We start from the raw sequence: 18909 nt of genomic DNA on the forward strand, positions 1-18909 counted from the left end.
GCATACTCCAGTCATTGAAAACCTGTTTTGAGCCAAGCCTGATGAGCGAGAACAAGAAGTCCGCTGCAACAGAAGACATGCGCTTTCGATTGTTGGTCGATGCGGTGGTCGATTACGCGATCTACATGATCGATCCCGAGGGCATCATCATCAGCTGGAACTCCGGCGCCAAACGCTTCAAAGGTTACGAAGAAGCGGAAATTATCGGCGAACACTTTTCCCGGTTTTACACCGACGAAGACCGTGCAGCCGGGATGCCACGCCGCGCCCTGGATACGGCAATCCGCGAGGGCCGCTTCGAAGGTGAAGGCTGGCGGGTGCGCAAGGACGGCACGCATTTCTGGTGTCACGTGGTGATCGACCCGATCCACAGCCCCGACGGGCAATTGCTCGGGTTCGCCAAGATCACCCGCGACCTGACCGATCGCAAGATGGCCGAAGAAACCCTCAAGCAGAGCGAACAACAATTTCGCCTGCTGGTGCAGGGCGTCACGGACTATGCGATCTACATGCTCAGCCCGGAAGGCCGGGTGACCAACTGGAACCCCGGCGCCCAGAGAATCAAGGGTTATGCACCGGAAGAAGTAATCGGCCGGCACTTCTCGATGTTTTATACCCCGGAAGACCGTGAAGCTGGCGAACCGCAACGGTCACTGGAAACGGCTGTGCGCGAAGGGCGCTTCGAAAACAGGAGCTGGCGCCTGCGCAAGGACGGTACGCGGTTCCTGGCGCATGTGGTGGTCGACGCCATCCGCGGCGACACCGGCACCTTGCTCGGTTTCGCCAAGATCACCCGGGACGTCACCGAAGCGACCGAGGCGCAACAGGCACTGGAGAAAACCCGTGAAGCGCTGTTCCAGGCGCAGAAGATGCAGGCTATCGGTCAACTCAGCGGCGGGATCGCCCACGACTTCAACAACTTGCTGACGGTGATCCTCGGCAATCTGGAAATCGTGCGAAAACGTATCGGTGACGACCCGAAAGTCAGCCGACTGCTGGAAAACGCTACCCAGGGCGCCCTCAGAGGCGTGTCACTGACCCAGCGCATGCTGGCCTTCGCCCGGCGTCAGGAACTCAAGACCGAAGCGGTTGACATCCCGAAACTGGTGCAAGGCATCACCGGACTTTTGCGCAGCTCACTGGGGCCCGGTATTCGCATCGAAACGCAGTTTCCCGAGGGGCTGGAGGCGGTGCTGGCCGACAGCAACCAGTTGGAGCTCGCAGTGCTCAATCTGGCAACCAACGCACGTGATGCCATGCCGGATGGCGGCAGTGTCGTCATCAGTGCCGAACCCGAGATCATACTTGAACAATGCGATGCAAGGCTGGCGGCCGGACGTTATGTCCGTCTCAGGGTGACCGATACAGGCGAAGGCATGGATGATGCGACGCTGGCGTCGGCGACCGATCCGTTCTTCACCACCAAAGGCGTGGGCAAAGGTACTGGCCTGGGTTTGTCGATGGTGCATGGTTTCGTCGAGCAACTGGGTGGGCGATTCATTCTGAAAAGCGGCAAAGGCAAGGGCACCACGGCTGAACTCTGGCTACCGGTCGCCGTCGAGGGTGCTGCCGCCAAATCCTTCAGCCCGAACGAAACCGCAGCGAAGGTGCCGAGACTCAGCGTACTGGTGGTGGATGACGACAATCTGGTGCGCACCAGTACCGTCCTGTTGCTGGAGGACCTCGGTCACCGGGTGATCAGCGCAACTTCGGGCGCTCAGGCGCTGACGCTGTTCGATCAAGGGGAAGTCGTCGACCTGATGATCACCGACATGGCCATGCCGCAGATGAGCGGCGCGCAGTTGGCGCAGGCAGTGCGCCTGCTCAAACCGGATCTGCCGATCATCATCGCCACCGGATATACGGAACGTATCGAAGGATTTGCCGCGGGGCTGCCTCGATTGTCGAAGCCGTTCACCCAGGCTCATCTGGTGGAGATCATTGCCCAAGCGATGAAGTGAATTCAGGTTTGCGGTTTCTTGCGTCGTTCATAGCGGGCAAGAATCGGCTGGGTACTGACACCGTGCAGCAGGATACTCAACGCCACTACCGACAAGGTCAGGTCCGTGCAAAGCGTGGCCACGCTGTCGGCCAGCCCATGGTTCAACGCGTAGAAGAGGTAGAACAGGCTGCCGATGCCGCGAATGCCGAACCAGCCGATCAGTATTCGTTGACGTCCCGAGAGCAGCGATCCCCACGGTATTAATGCCACGCAGGCGGGGCGAATGCAGCAGAACAGCACCACACTGACCAGCGGCGCCCGCCAGTCCCAGTGACTGACCAGCACCACGCCAAGCAAGGTGACCAGAAACACCTCCATCGCCCGTTCGACCAGACTGCCGAACGCGAGCATATCGCCCATCATGATGCCGGCAGCCACCTGACTGTCTTCCAGCCGTTCGGTATTGCCATGCACGGCGTGCTGCGGCTCGACGTTCTGATGGCCGACCACCGGCTGCACCAGATGCTCGGCGGGTGGCTGATGGGCACCGGTGGACTTCACTTCCTCCTGCCGCAAACCCAGGCCAGCGGCGAAAACCGACAGGAACCCGTAGCCACCGATGGATTCGGCCACCACGTAGGCCAGCGCGATCAACGCCAGCGCCAGATAGTCGTTGGGGCTGAGGGTGCTGTCATCGTTGCGGATGCGCATTGACAGAGTCAGGCGGCCGATGCCACGGCCCATCCAGTAACCGCAGAGCAATCCGGCGGGCACGGCCCAGAACAGGCTGCGCAGCACCCAGTCGGGCCACTCGGCGGCAAAGCCGTCACCGTTCAGCAGCAACAGGCCGAGGATCACAAAAGGAAAGGCAATCCCGTCATTGAGCCCGGCCTCGCCGGACAGGCCGAAACGCACGCTGTCGACGTCCCGCGCATCGTTGACTTGCACCAGTGCCGCGAGCACCGGGTCGGTGGGCGCCAGAATCGCCCCGATCAGCAGCGAAGGTCCCCAATTCAGATTCAAGCCAAAATGCAGGAACAGGCACACGCCAATGATCGTCAGTACCATCACCGGGCCGGCCAGCCCGAAAGCGATCCGCCAGCGCTTGTCGCGCATCGGCAAGCGCAGTTTCAAACCGCAGACGAACAGGGAAAACAGCACCGCGACTTCGGTCAGGTGTTCCATCCACTTGGAGGCTTTATCCAGAGGCAATTCCAGCAGATCGAGCCCGACCGGGCCGATGCCGATACCCAGCAACAGGCAGACCGCCGACGTCGTTACCGGCATCCAGCGCAGGTACGAGGACGTGAGAGCGAGAGTCAGCAGCACGGCGCCGAGCACTGCCACCCAGATGATAAATGTCATGGTTGCCGGCCCGTCCTCACTCTCGCGACCCGTTTGGGGCCTTGAATGTATTGAGACGTGTCTGGTGCGCCGGTTCACTTTTTCCTGCAGGCGCTCTCTGGAACAGCCCCTGCATTCAGATCACGGCGGGGTCAGGCCTTGCGTTCGGCCAGACTGCGCTCCATCCGCGCAATGCCTTCTTCCAACAGCGAACGCGGGCAACCGAAGTTCAGGCGTACAAACTGTTGGCTCTGATCGCCGAAGTCCAGACCCGGGCTGAGGCCGACGCGGGCGTGGTCCAGGAAGAATTTCTGCGGGTCGTCCAGATCCAGCGCCGAGCAGTCGAGCCAGGCCAGGTACGTGCCTTGCGGCACATTGATGGTCACGCCGGGCAAGCGGCTGCGCACCGCGTCCACCAGCCAGTCACGGTTGGCTTGCAGATATTGCTTCAGCGCTTCAAGCCATGGACCGGCCTCGCTGTAAGCCACGCGGGTGGCTTCCATGCCCAGCGGGTTCACGCTGTCAACCATGCCGCAACGGGCATGGTTGACGCGCTCGCGCAGGGCAGCGTCCTGAATGATCATGAACGAAGTCTTGAGGCCGGCGATGTTGTAGGCCTTGCTCGCCGACATCAGGGTGATGGTGCGGCGGGCGATTTCCGGGCTCAGGGAGGCGGTCGGAATGTGCACGCGGCCGTCGTAGCACAGCTCGGCGTGGATCTCGTCGGAGATGATCCAGGCGTCCTGCGCCACGCAGATGTCCGCCACCGCTTGCAGTTCTTCACGGCCGAAGACCTTGCCGATCGGGTTGTGCGGGTTGCTCAGGAGCAGGGCGCCACCACCGGTCAGGGATTCACGCAGTGCGTCCAGCGGGGTGGCGTAGGTGCCGTCGGCCTGTGCGTTGAATTCCAGCTCAACCTTGTTCAAGCCCCAATGGCCTGGCGCATGGCGCAGAGGCGGATAGTTCGGGGTCTGCACCACGACGTTCTGCTGCGGTTGCACCAGCGCTTTGAGCGCCATGTTGAAACCCGATTCCACGCCCGGCAGGAAGATCAGCTCTTGCGGTTTGACCCGCCAGGCGAACTTGTTCCAGAGGTCGGCGACGATGGCCTCGCGCAGATTGTCCTGGGCCACGCTGTAGCCCACCAGCGGGTGCAGCAGGCGTTGTTGCAGTGCCTCGATGACCACCGGCGGCGCGGCGAAATCCATGTCAGCGACCCACATTGGCAGCACGTCGGCCGGGTAGCGGCTCCACTTGGTGCTGCCGGTGTCGTGGCGGTCGAATACCTGATCAAAATCGAAAGTCATGCGTGGTCTCTGAAGGCGGAGATGGGTCGTGCCCGCGATGATAAACCGATGCCCTTTAAGGAGCACACAAAACCTGTGGGAGCGAGCTTGCTCGCGAATGCGTCTGGTCAGGCTTGAATGACACACCGCTTTTCGCGAGCAAGCTCGCTCCCACAGGGAGGTGGTGATCCGACAAACGGCCGACGGTCGGTTTTCACACAGGCGGCGGGGGCGTTGTCTACAGTGAAAAGGTCGGCACTCGTCTGCCGCAACCGTGATTGTCCAGAACAAACCCGGCACAAGTACCGGGTCCACCTGATCAGGAGTGCACGATGGATCTCAGCCGTCGTCAGTTCTTCAAGGTCGCCGGTATCGGCCTTGCAGGCTCTAGCCTGGGCGCGTTGGGCATGGCCCCGACGCTGGCCTTCGCCGAGCAGGTGCGCCACTTCAAGCTTGCCCACACCCATGAAACCCGCAACACCTGCCCGTATTGCTCGGTCGGTTGCGGCTTGATCATGTACAGCCAGGGCGATGCCGCGAAGAACGTTGCGCAAAACATCATTCATATCGAGGGCGACGCCGACCACCCGGTCAACCGCGGCACTTTGTGCCCGAAAGGCGCGGGCCTTTTGGACTTCATTCACAGCCCCGGCCGCTTGCAGTACCCGCAGGTGCGCAAACCCGGCAGCAGCGAATGGACCCGGATCAGCTGGGACGAAGCACTCGACCGCGTCGCCGACCTGATGAAGGCCGACCGCGACGCCAATTTCGTCGAGCAGAACGCCCAAGGGCAGACGGTGAATCGCTGGCTGACCACCGGTTTTCTCGCAGCGTCGGCAGCGTCCAACGAAGCGGGCTACATCACCCACAAGGTGGTTCGCAGTCTGGGCATGCTGGGGTTCGATAACCAGGCGCGTGTCTGACACGGCCCGACGGTGGCAAGTCTTGCCCCGACGTACGGCCGTGGAGCCATGACCAACACCTGGACCGATATCGCCAACGCGAATCTGATCCTGGTGATGGGTGGCAACGCAGCAGAAGCCCACCCTTGTGGCTTCAAATGGGTGACCGAAGCCAAGGCGCACAATGCCGCGCGGCTGATTGTGGTCGATCCGAGGTTTACCCGGACCGCGTCCGTGGCCGATTACTACGCGCCGATTCGCACCGGCAGCGACATCGCGTTCATGGGCGGGCTGATCAATTACCTGCTGACCGAGGACAAGATCCAGCACGAATACGTGCGCAATTACACCGACGTGTCGTTCATCGTCAAAGCCGGGTTCGGCTTCGAGGACGGATTGTTCACCGGTTACGACGCGGCCAAGCGCAGCTACACCGACAAATCCACCTGGGGTTACGAACTGGGCGAGGACGGCTTCGTCAAAGTCGACCCGACCCTGCAGGACCCGCGTTGCGTCTATCAGCTGATGAAGCAGCATTACAGCCGCTACAACATCGACCTGGCGAGCCAGATCTGCGGCATGCCGGTCGATGCCATGCAGAAAATCTGGGAGGAGATCGCCACTTGCTCGACCCCGGGCAAGACCATGACCATTCTCTATGCGCTGGGCTGGACCCAGCACTCGATCGGCTCGCAGATCATTCGCAGCGCGGCGATGGTGCAACTGTTGTTGGGCAACGTCGGCATGCCCGGCGGCGGGGTCAATGCCTTGCGCGGGCACTCTAACATTCAGGGCCTGACCGACCTCGGCCTGCTGTCCAACGCGCTGCCGGGTTACCTGACCCTGCCCACCGACATGGAGCAGGACTACAACGCCTACATCAAGAAACGCACGCAGGTTCCGCTGCGGCCGGGGCAATTGTCCTACTGGCAGAACTACAGCAAGTTCCACGTCAGCCTGATGAAAGCCTGGTACGGCGCCAATGCCACCGCCGAGAACCAGTGGGCCTACAACTACCTGCCGAAACTCGACATCCCCAACTACGACATCCTCAAGGTGTTCGATCTGATGGGGCAGGGCAAGGTTAACGGCTACATGTGCCAGGGCTTCAACCCGATTGCCGCGCTACCGGACAAAAACAGGGTGATGGCGGCACTGGCCAAGCTCAAATGGCTGGTGGTGATGGACCCGCTGGCCACCGAAACCTCGCAGTTCTGGGAACATGTCGGGCCGTTCAACGATGTGAAGAGCGCCGACATCCAGACCGAAGTGATTCGTCTGCCAACGACGTGCTTTGCCGAAGAGGACGGCTCGCTGGTCAACAGCAGCCGCTGGCTGCAATGGCACTGGAAAGGCGCCGACGGCCCCGGCGAGTCGCGTACCGACGTGCAGATCATGAGCGCACTGTTCCTGCGCCTGCGTGAGCGCTATCAGGCCGAGGGCGGCAAATTCGCCGATCCGCTGTTGAAACTGTCGTGGCCGTACAAGATCGCCGAGGAACCCTCGCCGGAAGAGATCGCCAAAGAGGTCAACGGCTACGCCACCACCGATTTCACCGACGCCACTGGCGCGGCGATCAAGGGCAATTCGCAACTGGCCGGGTTCGCTCAGCTCAAGGATGACGGCAGCACCGCGTCCGGCTGCTGGATTTTCTGTGGCAGCTGGACCGAAGCCGGCAACCAGATGGCCCGCCGCGACAACAACGACCCTTACGGCATGCACCAGCATCAGGGCTGGGCGTGGGCCTGGCCGGCCAACCGGCGCATTCTGTACAACCGTGCTTCGGCGGACGTCGCCGGCAAACCCTGGGATCCGAAAAAACGCCTGGTGTGGTGGAACGGCAAGGCCTGGGGCGGCACCGATGTGCCGGACTACAAGGCCGACATGCCGCCGGAAGCCGGGATGAACCCGTTCATCATGAACCCCGAAGGCGTGGCGCGGTTCTTCGCCGTCGACAAGATGAACGAAGGGCCATTCCCCGAGCATTACGAGCCGTTCGAAACGCCGATCGGCATCAACCCGCTGCACCCGGACAACAAGAAAGCCACCAGCAACCCGGCGGCGCGGATCTTCGATTCGGTGTGGGACAGCCTCGGCGTGGCCAAGGATTACCCATACGCCGCCACCAGCTACCGGCTGACCGAGCATTTCCACTTCTGGAGCAAGCACTGCAAGTTGAACGCGATTGCCCAGCCCGAGCAGTTCGTGGAAATCGGCGAAGTGCTGGCCAAAGAGAAGGGCATCGTGGCCGGCGACCGGGTGCGGGTCAGCAGCAAGCGCGGGTTCATTGAAGCGGTGGCGGTGGTGACCAAAAGGATCCGGCCGTTGCAGGTCAACAATCAGGTGGTGCACCAGATCGGCATTCCGTTGCACTGGGGTTTCACCGGCCTGACGCGTCACGGTTACCTGACCAACACCCTGGTGCCGTTCCTCGGCGATGGCAATACACAGACCCCGGAATCCAAGTCATTCCTGGTCAACGTGGAGAAACTATAAATGGCCAGCCAAGACATCATTGCCCGCTCGGCCACCACGACCCCGGCACCCTCGGTGCGCAATCAGGAGGAAGTCGCCAAGCTGATCGACACCACCAAATGCATCGGCTGCAAGGCCTGCCAGGTCGCGTGCTCGGAATGGAACGAATTGCGCGACGAGGTCGGCCACAACCACGGCACCTATGACAACCCGCAGGACCTGAGCGCCGATTCGTGGACGCTGATGCGCTTCACCGAGCACGAAACCGACGCCGGCAACCTCGAATGGCTGATCCGCAAGGATGGCTGCATGCACTGCGCCGAGCCCGGTTGCCTGGCGGCGTGCCCGAGCCCGGGGGCGATCATCAAACACGCCAACGGCATCGTCGATTTTGATCAGGATCACTGCATCGGTTGTGGTTATTGCATCACCGGTTGCCCGTTCAACATTCCGCGCATTTCGCAGAAGGATCACAAGGCCTACAAATGCACCCTGTGTTCGGACCGGGTGGCGGTGGGGCTGGAGCCGGCCTGTGTGAAAACCTGCCCGACCGGGGCCATCGTGTTCGGCACCAAGGACGACATGAAGACCCACGCCGCCGAACGCATTGTCGATCTGAAAAGCCGTGGCTTCGACAACGCCGGTCTCTACGACCCTGAAGGCGTCGGCGGCACCCACGTCATGTACGTGCTGCACCACGCGGACACGCCGAAGATCTACGCCGGCCTGCCGGAAAGTCCGGCAATCAGCCCGCTGGTGGGTCTGTGGAAAGGCATCAGCAAACCGCTTGGCCTGCTGGCCATGGGCGCGGCAGTGTTGGCCGGGTTCTTCCATTACGTGCGGATCGGCCCGAACCGGGTCGAGGAAGATGAACATCCCGAACCGCCCGACACCTCGGTGCACGTCGTCGATCCGGCGGTGCACACCTTCGACCCACGCGGGGAGGGCCGGCCATGAGCAACAAGACGATCCTGCGCTACACCGCCAATCAGCGCACCAATCACTGGCTGGTGGCGATTCTGTTCTTCATGGCCGGGCTGTCGGGACTGGCGCTGTTTCATCCGTCGATGTTCTGGCTGACAAACCTGTTTGGTGGCGGGCCGTGGACGCGAATCCTGCACCCGTTCATGGGCGTGCTGATGTTCGTGTTCTTCGTTGGCCTGGTGTTTCGCTTCTGGCGCTCGAACTTCTTTATCGACAACGACTGGAAATGGCTGCGACGCATCGACCGGGTGCTGGTCAACGACGAGGAGACCGTGCCGGCGGTGGGCAAATACAACGCCGGGCAAAAGCTGCTGTTCTGGACTTTACTGCTGTGCATGCTCGGATTGCTGTTCACGGGACTGGTGATCTGGCGCGCGTATTTCAGTCATTACTTCGGCATCACCACGATCCGCTGGGCCATGTTGCTGCACGCACTGGCGGGGTTTGTGCTGATCCTGAGCATCATCGTGCACATCTACGCCGGGATCTGGATCAAGGGCTCGGTGGACGCGATGATGCACGGCTGGGTCAGCCGCGCCTGGGCCAGAAAACACCATGCACTCTGGTATCGCGAGGTGGAGAGCAAAGATCCGCCAGAGCGACCGGTCACGAAAAAGGGCTGAGATTTGCCAACCATTCTTGAACCCGGAGAAATCGAAGCGGCGGCCAGTTCACCGCCGTTTCTGCACCTGCCGCCGCATAACCTGTTCACACTGCGGGCCCAGCGTCTGGAGCATTTGGCCGACGGGCATCCGCTGGCCGATTACCTGCATTTGATCGCCGGGTTGTGCCATGTCCAGCAGCAGATTCTCGATGATCCGCCCTCGACCGCGCCGCTTGATGAACAGCGCCTGGAAGTCTGCCGACAACACGGCATGCCGCCGTTCGCCGCCGACACCCTGATACGCGAGGACACCTGGCAGCTTTATCTGGAGGCGTTGCTCCAGCGTTATCTCGCTCCCGAGCAACCGGCGGTGGTCGAAGCCGTGACCACACTGCGCATCGCCAGCCCCGGCCAGTTGCGGGCCTGGGCCGTGGCGCTGGTCAGCGGCCAGTACTCGCTGGTGCCGGCGGCGCTGGTGCCGTTTCTCGGGGCGGCGTTGCAAGCGGCGTGGAGTCACTGGCTGCTCAGCGCACCGAGCCTGCAACTGACACCCGGCGACAGTCTCAGCCAGTGCCCGGCCTGTGGCTCGCCGGCCATGGCCGGGGTGATCCGCCATCGCGGCAAGCACAACGGCCTGCGTTATCTGGCGTGTTCGCTGTGCGCCTGCGAATGGCATGTGGTGCGGGTCAAGTGCGTGTACTGCGAGCAAAGCAAAGGACTTGAGTATCTGAGCCTTGAGGATGATCGTCATGCCGCCAATCAGGCGCCGTTGCGAGCGGAGGTCTGCCCGAGCTGTAACAGCTATCTGAAATTGCTTTACCTGGAAAACGATGCGGACGGTGAGGCGTTGTCGGCGGATTTGAGCAGCCTGCTGCTGGACATGCGACTGGCTCAGGACGGTTATCAGCGTCTGGCGCCAAATCTGCTGCTCGCGCCGGGTGATGAATAAGTGGGCAGCAGCAGGTATCGATCCGCACATGTTCGACTTCTGACAGAGGAGTACGCTCATGAACCGCAAACGCAGCCTGATGATGTTAGCCATGCTGTTGATCGCGACGGGTGCGCAGTTCGCTTCGCCGGTCGTTGACTCGACCGAACGCGGTGAACGTCGCCGTGAAGCCCGGGATGTCCGTCAGGAGGGGCGCTCCGATGCGCGGCAGACCAAGGATGTGTGCCGACGCGGCAGCGACAAAAGCAACGTCGAGTGCCGCCAGGACAAACGCAGCACCAAACAAGACAATCGACGTACGGCCCGCGACATCAAATATTGAGGGGGTAAACGAACGTCTGCATCAGGGTTTCAGGCCTGTGGTCTACCATCAACGGGCGAGCCTTCGAATCGAGGGCCGGTGACCATCTGTTTTTCTGGAGTGCCTGATGTCCGTAAGTGTTGCCCGGCAGTTACCCTCCATCGACAGCTTATTGCGTGCCCCGGCCTGCCAGCCGCTCGCCGAACGCTATGGGCGAGAAGCACTGCTCGCGTGCTTGCGCCAGTTGCTGGAGGAGTTGCGCGCGAACCTGCTGGAAAGACCATTCAGCGCCATTGAAATCAGTCCTGATGTGCTCGCCGGCCGGGTCAGCGAGCGTTTGGCAATGCAGCAGCGCAGCCACGTGCGCCGGGTGTTCAACCTGACCGGCACCGTGCTGCACACCAATCTCGGTCGCGCCTTGTTGCCCGATGAAGCCATCGAAGCCGTGCAACTCGCGGCACGTTACCCGCTGAATCTGGAGTTCGACCTGGCCAGCGGCAAACGCGGCGACCGCGATGACCTGATCCAAGGCTTGATCCGCGAACTGACCGGCGCTGAAGCCGTGACCGTGGTCAATAACAATGCCGCTGCCGTGCTGCTGACCCTCAACAGCCTCGGTGCGCGCAAGGAAGGGATCATTTCCCGAGGCGAGCTGATCGAAATCGGCGGCGCCTTCCGTATCCCCGACATCATGGCCCGCGCTGGCGTGCGCCTACATGAAGTCGGCACCACCAACCGCACCCATGCCCGCGATTACGAGGCTGCAATCAGCCCGCGCAGCGGTTTGATCATGCGCGTGCATGCGAGCAACTACAGCATCGAAGGATTTACTGCACGTGTGCCGACATCGGAACTGGCCGAACTCGCCCATCGTCATGGCTTGCCGCTGCTCGAAGACCTCGGCAGCGGCAGTCTGCTCGACCTGACGCGCTGGGGGTTGCCGGCGGAGCCGACGGTGCGTCAGGCGCTGCTCGATGGCGCCGACATCGTCACGTTCAGTGGCGACAAGCTGCTCGGCGGGCCACAGGCCGGGGTGATTGTCGGGCGCAAGGACTTGATTGCGAAGATCAAGAAGAACCCGCTGAAACGGGCATTGCGGGTCGACAAGTTGACGCTGGCCGCGCTGGAAGCGGTGCTTGGCCTGTATCGCGATCCGGACCGGCTGGCCGAACGGTTGCCGAGCCTGCGCCTGCTGACCCGGCCGCAGGCCGATATTCTGGCCCAGGCCGAACGCCTGCAACCGGCCTTGTCCAGGGTGTTGGGCGATGCCTGGGTTGTCAGCGCCGTACCGGCATTGGGCATGATCGGCAGCGGCAGCCAGCCTGTAGCGCGCCTGCCGAGCGCAGCGCTTTGCCTGCGCCCGCAGGTATCGAAACGCCTGCGTGGACGTTGCCTGCTCAATCTGGAAAGTGCCTTGCGCGCACTGCCGATTCCGGTGCTTGGGCGCATCGACGATGACGCGCTGTGGCTGGATCTGCGGCAACTCGACGACGAGTCCGCGTGGCTCGCCCAGCTCGGGCAATTGCAGACATGATTGTCGGCACGGCCGGGCACATCGATCACGGCAAGACTTCGCTGCTCCAGGCCCTGACCGGGCAAACCGGCGATCGCCGTCCGCAGGAGCGCGAACGGGGCATGACCATCGACCTTGGTTATCTATACGCGGAACTGGCGCCCGGTGCGGGGCTTACCGGTTTCATCGACGTACCGGGCCACGAGAAGTTCACCCACAACATGCTTGCCGGTGCGCATGGCATCGATCTGGTGTTGCTGGTGGTGGCGGCCGATGACGGCGTGATGCCGCAAACCCGCGAGCATCTGGCGATAGTCGAACTGCTGGGCATCCCACGGGCGCTGGTGGCGATCACCAAATGCGATCGGGTCGAGCCGGGCAGGGTGGAGGAGGTTCACCGGCAGGTTGAAGTTCTGCTGGCATCGGGACCTTACGCGGGCGCGCCACTGATGGCGGTTTCCAGCGTGACGGGCGAGGGTATCGACGCACTGCGGCAGGCTTTGCTGCATGCGCAAGGCGAGGTGCAGGCACGCAGTCGCGAAGGCGGTTTTCGCCTGGCGATCGACCGGGCATTCACGGTCGCCGGCGCCGGGCTTGTGGTGACGGGCACGGCGTTGTCCGGCTCGGTCAGGGTAGGGGACAAGCTGAGCCTGGAACCCTCGGGCAAGTCCGTACGGGTCAGAGGCCTGCATGCGCAAAACCAGACGGCCGAGCAGGCGTTCGCCGGCCAGCGCGTGGCGTTGAACATTAGCGCCGAACGCCTGGACCCCAAACAGATCCATCGCGGTCAATGGCTGTTGGCCGAATGGCTGCACGCACCGACCCAACGACTGGACATCGAATTCCGGCTGTTACCGGGCGAGCGAACGTTCGGACATTTCCAGCCCGTGCATCTGCACTTGGGGACGCAGGATGTCATCGCCCGCGTCGCCTTGCTGGAAGGCCCCAGCCTGGCACCCGGCGAGCGAATGCTCGCGCAATTGCTGACAAACATGCCGGTGCATGGCGTCAAGGGCGATTGTCTGATTCTGCGCGATCCCAGTGCCCAACGGACCCTCGGTGGTGGCCGCGTACTCGACCCGTTCGCCCCGGCGCGTCATCGCCGCAGCCCGGAGCGGCTGGCGCAGTTGCGGGCGCTGGCCATCAGCTCCGATCTCGAACAGGCCTTGCCGACCTTACTCGAGCACAGTGAAAGCGGCCTCGATCCGCAGCGTATTGAGCGTCAGTTCAATCGCCTGCGTGAGGACTGGCGACTGCCGGAAAACGTTCGGCTGATCGAAACCCGCCAGGGGCCGGTGCTGTTCAATGCCCAGCGCTGGGGCATGCTCAAGTTCACGCTGCTGGAGCAATTGGCGCGTTTCCATGAGCTGGAACCCGACCAGATGGGCCCGGATCGTGACCGGTTGCGGCGTTTCAGCGGGTTGAGCATCGAGCGCTCGACGTACATCAGTCTGCTGGAAGAACTACGCGGCGCCGGCCAACTCATCGCCAGCGGCCCGTGGCTGCATTTGCCCGACCATCAGGTGCGCCTGAATGCCGATGACGAAATCCTCTGGCAAGCGCTGCAACCGCTGTTCGAACAGGCGGGGTTCGATCCGCCGTGGGTGCGCGACGTTGCAAGCGTTGTCGGTCAGGACGACGCTACCGTCAGGCTGCTGTTGCGCAAGTTGGCGCGGCTGGGCGTGATGCATCAGGTGGTGCGTGACTTGTTTGTCACCGACATCACGCTGCGGCAAATGGCAGCCGTGCTGTTGCGTCTGGCCGAAGAAAATCGGCAGATCGAAGTGACAGCGTTCCGCGATGCGCTAGGCTTGGGACGCAAACGCAGTATTCAGTTCCTCGAATACTTCGACCGTCTCGGCCTGACCCGGCGTGTGGGCAACAGCCGACAGATCCGTTTCGACAATGCGCTGGCCAGTCCCGGCGCAGATTGAGTTCAAGGAAGGCAATCGCGCCCGGTGGCGCGGCCGGGCTTCAAACCCGGTTGGGGACGGCATCCGTTCCCGGGCAGGTTCGACTCCGGCTGCCTTCCGCCAGTTTTGCTTCGAGCGATGACCCTGCCGGGGATTCGCCCACTAGCTCTGGGTCAGCGGTACGCCGCAGTTTTTACCTTGGCACGGGGCGTTGGCGATGGCAGGTTGTGCATCCCACCCGATCAAGGCTCCGCCCCGGAAATTCCCCGGGGTATGTTCACAAGTCGCCAGAACATCACCCCCCGGGGAGGGCTCACCCGGGTTCAACGGATCCCAGTATTGATGATCCCAGTCGGCGCTGTTGTGCGCGGACATTCCTTTGGAAGTCGGGTGCTGAACGTTGTTCTGGCCGTGTCGGTTATCACGACCGAAGGAGTAGGCCAGTCGCTTGTAAATGACGTTATCCGGTGGCTTCGGGACAACAGAGGCAGGATCCAGATCCGCGCCATGATGAGGAGCGACCAATCCCACGGGAGGGTAAGGATTCAGTTTACTGTCGAAGTAAAGGTAATCGCAGTCGCCGGTCAGCAGCCAGCACCTGCGGGGCGCATGATCCGGCTCCTCGACTGTCAACACAAGACCGGTGCCATTGCGGTCGGGGCCGTCGCCCAAGGTGAATCTGGCGTTCCTTCCCTGGGCTAACGGAATAGAACCTACATCCGCCTTGATGGAATAAGTAAAAAATGTGCCACCGTTTGCCAGAACGTCGTGGGCGAAAGCGATATGTACCGGGCCAACAGGCTGATGGGGTGCGATCCACTTGCGTTTCAACGCGGGGTAGGCGCTTTTGATCATGGACGCGTAAGCGCCTCCCCAGTGATCGGCGTCCCAATGGGACAGCAGGATCGTCGGTTTTTCGCTGAAACAGAACACCAGCGACTTCGGAGTGGTACGCCGGTTTCGGTATACACCGGCGCCAAGATCGTAATACAGCGTCGGTACGCCTGGCGCACCATATTTCACCGTCGACAAGAGTGCATTGGCATTGCCCTGGCCTACGTCGTATACCGCCAGCAGATCGGCAGATTTCCCCGCCAGTTCGGCTTCCAGATCGGCGGTGGATATCGACGGCAAGTGATCGAGGGAAAAAATGGCAGACAGTGCTTCACCCCTTTGCCTCGACGGCATTTTTCCCTGGACAAAAACCGTGAGGGGAGCAGCAAACAGACCTGGATACAGACTGGCTGGCTCGCTATCTCGCTGATGATGGCTGGAGATACAGAGTTCAAACCACTTGCGCTCCAGTTCACCGGCAGCACTGCGCATCGAGAACGCTTTCTGTGTGTTGAAGGCACTCTCGCCGAAAAAGCCCTGAGTGGCAGGTAATTCAAGTTCAAGCCTGTACATCGGCATCGAATCAAAAGGATTGCGCGTGCTCCACAATCCTTTTCGCTTCCAGTCATCCCAGGCTTTTCTGGATCGGGCACTGTCGGGATGAAACAAAGGGTCGCTCTGTCCCTGACCGTCCAACCAGGCTTTGTCGACAAGATCGAAGGCCAGCATCACATTCTGTGAATTGGCGCTGGCTTCTACATGATCGAAGCGGGCGTAAACCTCAAACGGAAAGGATGGTCGAGGATATTCAATACCTTCACGGCGAAAATGAGGGTTCATTGTTCAGACTCCCGGCAGATGACTGAAACACCAGGCAGTGACAAGACGACTGTCAGTCATGACAGCGTAGTGTTTTCTCCACAAAACGCTGTATGCCGATGACGCCCTGTTGAACGGTCAAAACCCCAGCGGGTACTGAATCACCACGTAGATCCGGTCGATGTCATCACCGGCCTGAGCGCTGTTGGCCCGGTGCGAGACGTGGGACAACTGCACCGAAAGGTCCTTGGCGGCACCGGACTGGACGATGTAACGCAGATCGATATCGCGTTCCCAATGTTTGCCACCGTCGCCTTGTTGCGGCTGATAGTCACCGCTGTCGGCATCGAACGGGTTGTAGGCTCCGCCCTTGGGCGCATGAGTGCCATCGATGTGGCTGCCGGCGACGTAGCGAGTCATGAAATTCAGGCCAGGAATGCCGAACGCGCCCAGATCCAGATCGTAACGCGCTTGCCATGAGCGCTCATGGGCGCCGTTGAAGTCCGCGTATTTGATCGAGTTGGCAAGGTAGATCGAATCGCCCCCGACGAAATCGAAAGGTGTGTCGCCATTGATGCGCTGCCAGCCGAGCATCACCGCGTGGGCACCGAAGGTGTATTTGCCCGAGAGGCTGAACGCCGTGTTATCGATCTCGCCCGCCAGTGCCTGGCCGGTATCGCGGGTGTGATAGACATTGGCGTCGAGGAACAGTCCGGACTGCTTGAAGTGCAGGTTCGCATAGTACTGGCGCCAGGTGTCGCTCAGGTCGGAGGCGTAGAGTGCGCCACCCACGGGACGGTCACTGAACAGATCGGTACCGATGAAACTGATGTTTTCACCTTCGGTGCTGGCGCCGTAACCCTGAAAGTCGCCTTTGCCGGATGAGCTGTCCTGATTCTTGAACGCGGTGAAACGCCCGGCCACCAGGCGCGCGTTGTCGATTTCATGGCTGTCGAGCAGAAAACCGGTGGCGTATTCGGGTTGCAGGCGCTTGTCGGAGGTATCGAACACCGGGGTTTCCACGGTCATTTCACCGAAGGCGACGGTGGTTTTCGACGTCTTGAGTTTCAGCGCTGCGCCGGCGCTGGAGTAGTTGCTCTCGCTGCGACCATCGCTGTCTACCGGCAGCAGCCCCGTGCCGGAATGGCCCTTGCCGCCGTCGAGTTTCAGGCCATAAAACGCGTGGGCATCAAGCCCGAATCCAACTGTTCCCTCCGTGAAACCGGATGCGAAAGTACCGATAAACCCTTGAGCCCACTCCTGTTTGTAGTTCTTTCCCGCAGGTGATGGCGAGCGATAGTCGTTGCTCAGGTAGAAGTTGCGGCTGAGCACTTCGCCTTTGGCGTCATCGAGAAAACCACTGGCGAGAGCCGCGTCGGCCATGCCGCACAGCAATAAAGCCAGCGTAAATCGCGGCTGCGGAAAACCTTTCATGTGTCATGGACCGGCTATGGCGAAAAGTAGCCGGATGTTGGCGCAGATTGATCCCTTCACGATTGAGCTGATGTGCTGAGTTGCCCGTTCCGAACGACCTCTGAAAGTCATGCTACGGCACAGGTTGAATCGGGGGAGTTGATCTAGATTGTAGGAGCAGCGTTCAGATCATTTCCCGCTCAGGGGTGACAACCACATCATGACTTCCCAGAAGAAACCGTCGCGCAAGAAAGCCGCTACCGCAGAGTCCAGCCCGGTGTTCCGTTCCCGGGAGGAGCGTATGGCCCGCGGAAAGCAGCTTCGCAAACAGATTCCCCGCGAATCCCATGCCGAATGGAAATCGCCGGGGCGACAGCGGGACGTGATCGCCATTCTTGGCAAGTCCAACCGTGACCGGTTGAGCGAGCTGGTGCCTATCCGCTATGGCCGAATGTTGCGCAGCCCGTTCACCTTTCTGCGCGGTTCTGCTGCCCTGATGGCGCATGATTTGGCCAAAGGGCCGAACATCGGCGTGTCGGTGCAGGCTTGCGGCGACTGCCATTTGCTCAACTTCGGGCTGTTCGCGACGCCTGAGCGCAATCTGATCTTCGACCTCAACGACTTTGACGAAACCCTGCCTGCGCCCTGGGAGTGGGACATCAAACGGCTCGCGGCCAGTTTTGCGGTCGCTGCACGAGACGGCGGCGCTGCCGATGCCCGCGCCCGGGAAATCGCCGTCGCCTGCACTCGAGCGTATCGCGAACATCTGCGGGCCTACTCGAAAATGAGCCCGCTGGAGGTCTGGTACTCCCGGCTCGATGCACAGACGTTGCTGGACGAGTCACCCGATGAAAAAACCCGCAAGTTCCGCCAGCAATTGTTCGACCGGGCTCGCGAACGGGTGATGGAAAGCGTCTTCCCGAAAATTGCCGAGCAAGTGGCCGGGCAACCGCGAATCGTCGACCAGCCGCCGGTGATCCAGCATGTGCCGGAGCCGCATTTCATGGAGCGTGTGCGCAAGGGACTGGCGGCCTACCGTCAGAGCCTGTCCGATGAACGCAAGGTGCTGCTCGATCGTTATCGGCTGGTGGATGCGGCACTCAAAGTCGTGGGTATCGGCAGTGTCGGAACGCGTTGCTACATCGCCTTGCTGTTCTCCGAGGAAAATCACCCGCTGATTCTCCAGTTCAAGGAGTCCTGCCAATCCGTGCTCGAACCCTACGCCGGCAGGTGCCGTTACGACAATCAGGGGCAGCGTGTAGTGATGGGGCAGCGCCTGATGCAATCGTCCAGCGACATATTCCTGGGCTGGGCGCGTGGACCTGCCGGCTACGACTTCTTTGTCAGGCAATTGCGCGACATGAAACTGTCGGTGCCGCTGGAAAACATCAACGCGACCCAACTGGAGCGTTACGCCGACTTCTGCGGCCTGACGCTGGCTCGCGCCCACGCCAAATCAGGCGATGCGGCGACCATTACCGGTTATCTGGGCAAGGGCGAGGCATTCGATGAAGCACTGGGAACCTTTGCCCTGCGGTATGCCGACCAGACCGTGCGCGATCATGACGTGTTGTTGAAAGCCGCCAGGGCCGGTCGAGTGAAGGTGCTCTACGAGGAGGAATAAACAAAG

General features: G+C 61.4%; 13 protein-coding genes and 1 tRNA gene. 10 read left to right on the top strand and 4 right to left on the bottom strand.

Annotated elements, in window-relative coordinates:
* Nucleotides 1-41: 41 nt before the first annotated feature.
* Nucleotides 42-1961, top strand: a complete 1920-nt coding sequence (locus N8H71_RS02590) for a hybrid sensor histidine kinase/response regulator (RefSeq protein ID WP_262192680.1) — start codon at nt 42-44, stop codon at nt 1959-1961.
* 2 nt (nt 1962-1963) lie between these two features.
* Here the strand turns inward: N8H71_RS02590 and N8H71_RS02595 are convergent, their stop codons facing one another.
* Together N8H71_RS02595 and N8H71_RS02600 are read right to left on the bottom strand one after the other, a co-directional pair.
* On the bottom strand, nt 1964-3307 hold the full coding sequence (locus N8H71_RS02595) for a cation:proton antiporter (RefSeq protein WP_262192682.1): 1344 nt from the start codon (nt 3305-3307) through the stop codon (nt 1964-1966).
* 131 nt (nt 3308-3438) lie between these two features.
* Nucleotides 3439-4593, bottom strand: a complete 1155-nt coding sequence (locus N8H71_RS02600) for a MalY/PatB family protein (RefSeq protein WP_262192684.1) — start codon at nt 4591-4593, stop codon at nt 3439-3441.
* A 311-nt stretch (nt 4594-4904) separates the two neighbouring features.
* Here N8H71_RS02600 and fdnG point away from each other — a divergent pair, with 311 nt between their 5' ends.
* From fdnG to N8H71_RS02640, 8 genes are all read left to right on the top strand, one after another.
* Nucleotides 4905-7970: a formate dehydrogenase-N subunit alpha gene (gene fdnG, locus N8H71_RS02605; protein WP_262192686.1), complete on the top strand. Its 3066-nt coding sequence runs from the start codon at nt 4905-4907 to the stop codon at nt 7968-7970.
* The gene (fdxH, locus tag N8H71_RS02610; protein ID WP_262192688.1) at nt 7971-8906 is read left to right on the top strand and encodes a formate dehydrogenase subunit beta; all 936 of its coding nucleotides are present in this window, start codon (nt 7971-7973) and stop codon (nt 8904-8906) included.
* Entirely contained in the window at nt 8903-9556 is a 654-nt protein-coding gene (locus N8H71_RS02615) for a formate dehydrogenase subunit gamma (RefSeq protein ID WP_262192690.1), read from the top strand. Before fdxH ends, N8H71_RS02615 begins: the two co-directional genes overlap by 4 nt.
* Nucleotides 9557-9559: 3 nt before the next feature.
* Nucleotides 9560-10486: a formate dehydrogenase accessory protein FdhE gene (gene fdhE, locus N8H71_RS02620; RefSeq protein ID WP_262192692.1), complete on the top strand. Its 927-nt coding sequence runs from the start codon at nt 9560-9562 to the stop codon at nt 10484-10486.
* Nucleotides 10487-10544: 58 nt separating this feature from the next.
* Nucleotides 10545-10808 (top strand): hypothetical protein, encoded by a 264-nt coding sequence (locus tag N8H71_RS02625; RefSeq protein ID WP_262192693.1) that lies wholly within the window; start codon nt 10545-10547, stop codon nt 10806-10808.
* A 106-nt stretch (nt 10809-10914) separates the two neighbouring features.
* Nucleotides 10915-12321, top strand: a complete 1407-nt coding sequence (gene selA / locus N8H71_RS02630; protein ID WP_262192694.1) for an L-seryl-tRNA(Sec) selenium transferase — start codon at nt 10915-10917, stop codon at nt 12319-12321.
* Nucleotides 12318-14234, top strand: a complete 1917-nt coding sequence (gene selB, locus N8H71_RS02635) for a selenocysteine-specific translation elongation factor (protein ID WP_262192956.1) — start codon at nt 12318-12320, stop codon at nt 14232-14234. Before selA ends, selB begins: the two co-directional genes overlap by 4 nt.
* 6 nt (nt 14235-14240) lie before the next feature.
* Nucleotides 14241-14336, top strand: a tRNA-Sec gene (locus tag N8H71_RS02640).
* 39 nt (nt 14337-14375) lie between these two features.
* On the opposite strand, the gene N8H71_RS02645 is transcribed toward N8H71_RS02640, so the two are convergent.
* Together N8H71_RS02645 and N8H71_RS02650 are read right to left on the bottom strand one after the other, a co-directional pair.
* Nucleotides 14376-15887: a hypothetical protein gene (locus tag N8H71_RS02645; RefSeq protein ID WP_262192695.1), complete on the bottom strand. Its 1512-nt coding sequence runs from the start codon at nt 15885-15887 to the stop codon at nt 14376-14378.
* A gap of 117 nt (nt 15888-16004) precedes the next feature.
* Entirely contained in the window at nt 16005-17300 is a 1296-nt protein-coding gene (locus N8H71_RS02650) for an OprD family porin (RefSeq protein WP_262192696.1), read from the bottom strand.
* Nucleotides 17301-17499: 199 nt separating this feature from the next.
* Between N8H71_RS02650 and N8H71_RS02655 the strand changes: the two genes are divergently transcribed.
* Nucleotides 17500-18903, top strand: coding sequence for a DUF2252 domain-containing protein (locus N8H71_RS02655; RefSeq protein WP_262192698.1), 1404 nt, complete (start codon nt 17500-17502; stop codon nt 18901-18903).
* The last annotated feature ends 6 nt before the right edge of the window (nt 18904-18909 follow it).

This window comes from Pseudomonas koreensis (assembly GCF_025447595.1).
In the GTDB taxonomy this organism is placed as follows: Bacteria; Pseudomonadota; Gammaproteobacteria; order Pseudomonadales; family Pseudomonadaceae; genus Aquipseudomonas; species Aquipseudomonas koreensis_H.

Coding starts and splice junctions, on each gene's coding strand:
- N8H71_RS02655 (WP_262192698.1), top strand. CDS start 17,500: ATGACTTCCCAGAAGAAACCGTCGCGCAAGAAAGCCGCTACCGCAGAG.
- N8H71_RS02595 (WP_262192682.1), bottom strand. CDS start 3,307: ATGACATTTATCATCTGGGTGGCAGTGCTCGGCGCCGTGCTGCTGACT.
- N8H71_RS02600 (WP_262192684.1), bottom strand. CDS start 4,593: ATGACTTTCGATTTTGATCAGGTATTCGACCGCCACGACACCGGCAGC.
- selA (WP_262192694.1), top strand. CDS start 10,915: ATGTCCGTAAGTGTTGCCCGGCAGTTACCCTCCATCGACAGCTTATTG.
- selB (WP_262192956.1), top strand. CDS start 12,318: ATGATTGTCGGCACGGCCGGGCACATCGATCACGGCAAGACTTCGCTG.
- fdxH (WP_262192688.1), top strand. CDS start 7,971: ATGGCCAGCCAAGACATCATTGCCCGCTCGGCCACCACGACCCCGGCA.
- N8H71_RS02615 (WP_262192690.1), top strand. CDS start 8,903: ATGAGCAACAAGACGATCCTGCGCTACACCGCCAATCAGCGCACCAAT.
- N8H71_RS02645 (WP_262192695.1), bottom strand. CDS start 15,887: ATGAACCCTCATTTTCGCCGTGAAGGTATTGAATATCCTCGACCATCC.
- N8H71_RS02650 (WP_262192696.1), bottom strand. CDS start 17,300: ATGAAAGGTTTTCCGCAGCCGCGATTTACGCTGGCTTTATTGCTGTGC.
- N8H71_RS02590 (WP_262192680.1), top strand. CDS start 42: ATGAGCGAGAACAAGAAGTCCGCTGCAACAGAAGACATGCGCTTTCGA.
- N8H71_RS02625 (WP_262192693.1), top strand. CDS start 10,545: ATGAACCGCAAACGCAGCCTGATGATGTTAGCCATGCTGTTGATCGCG.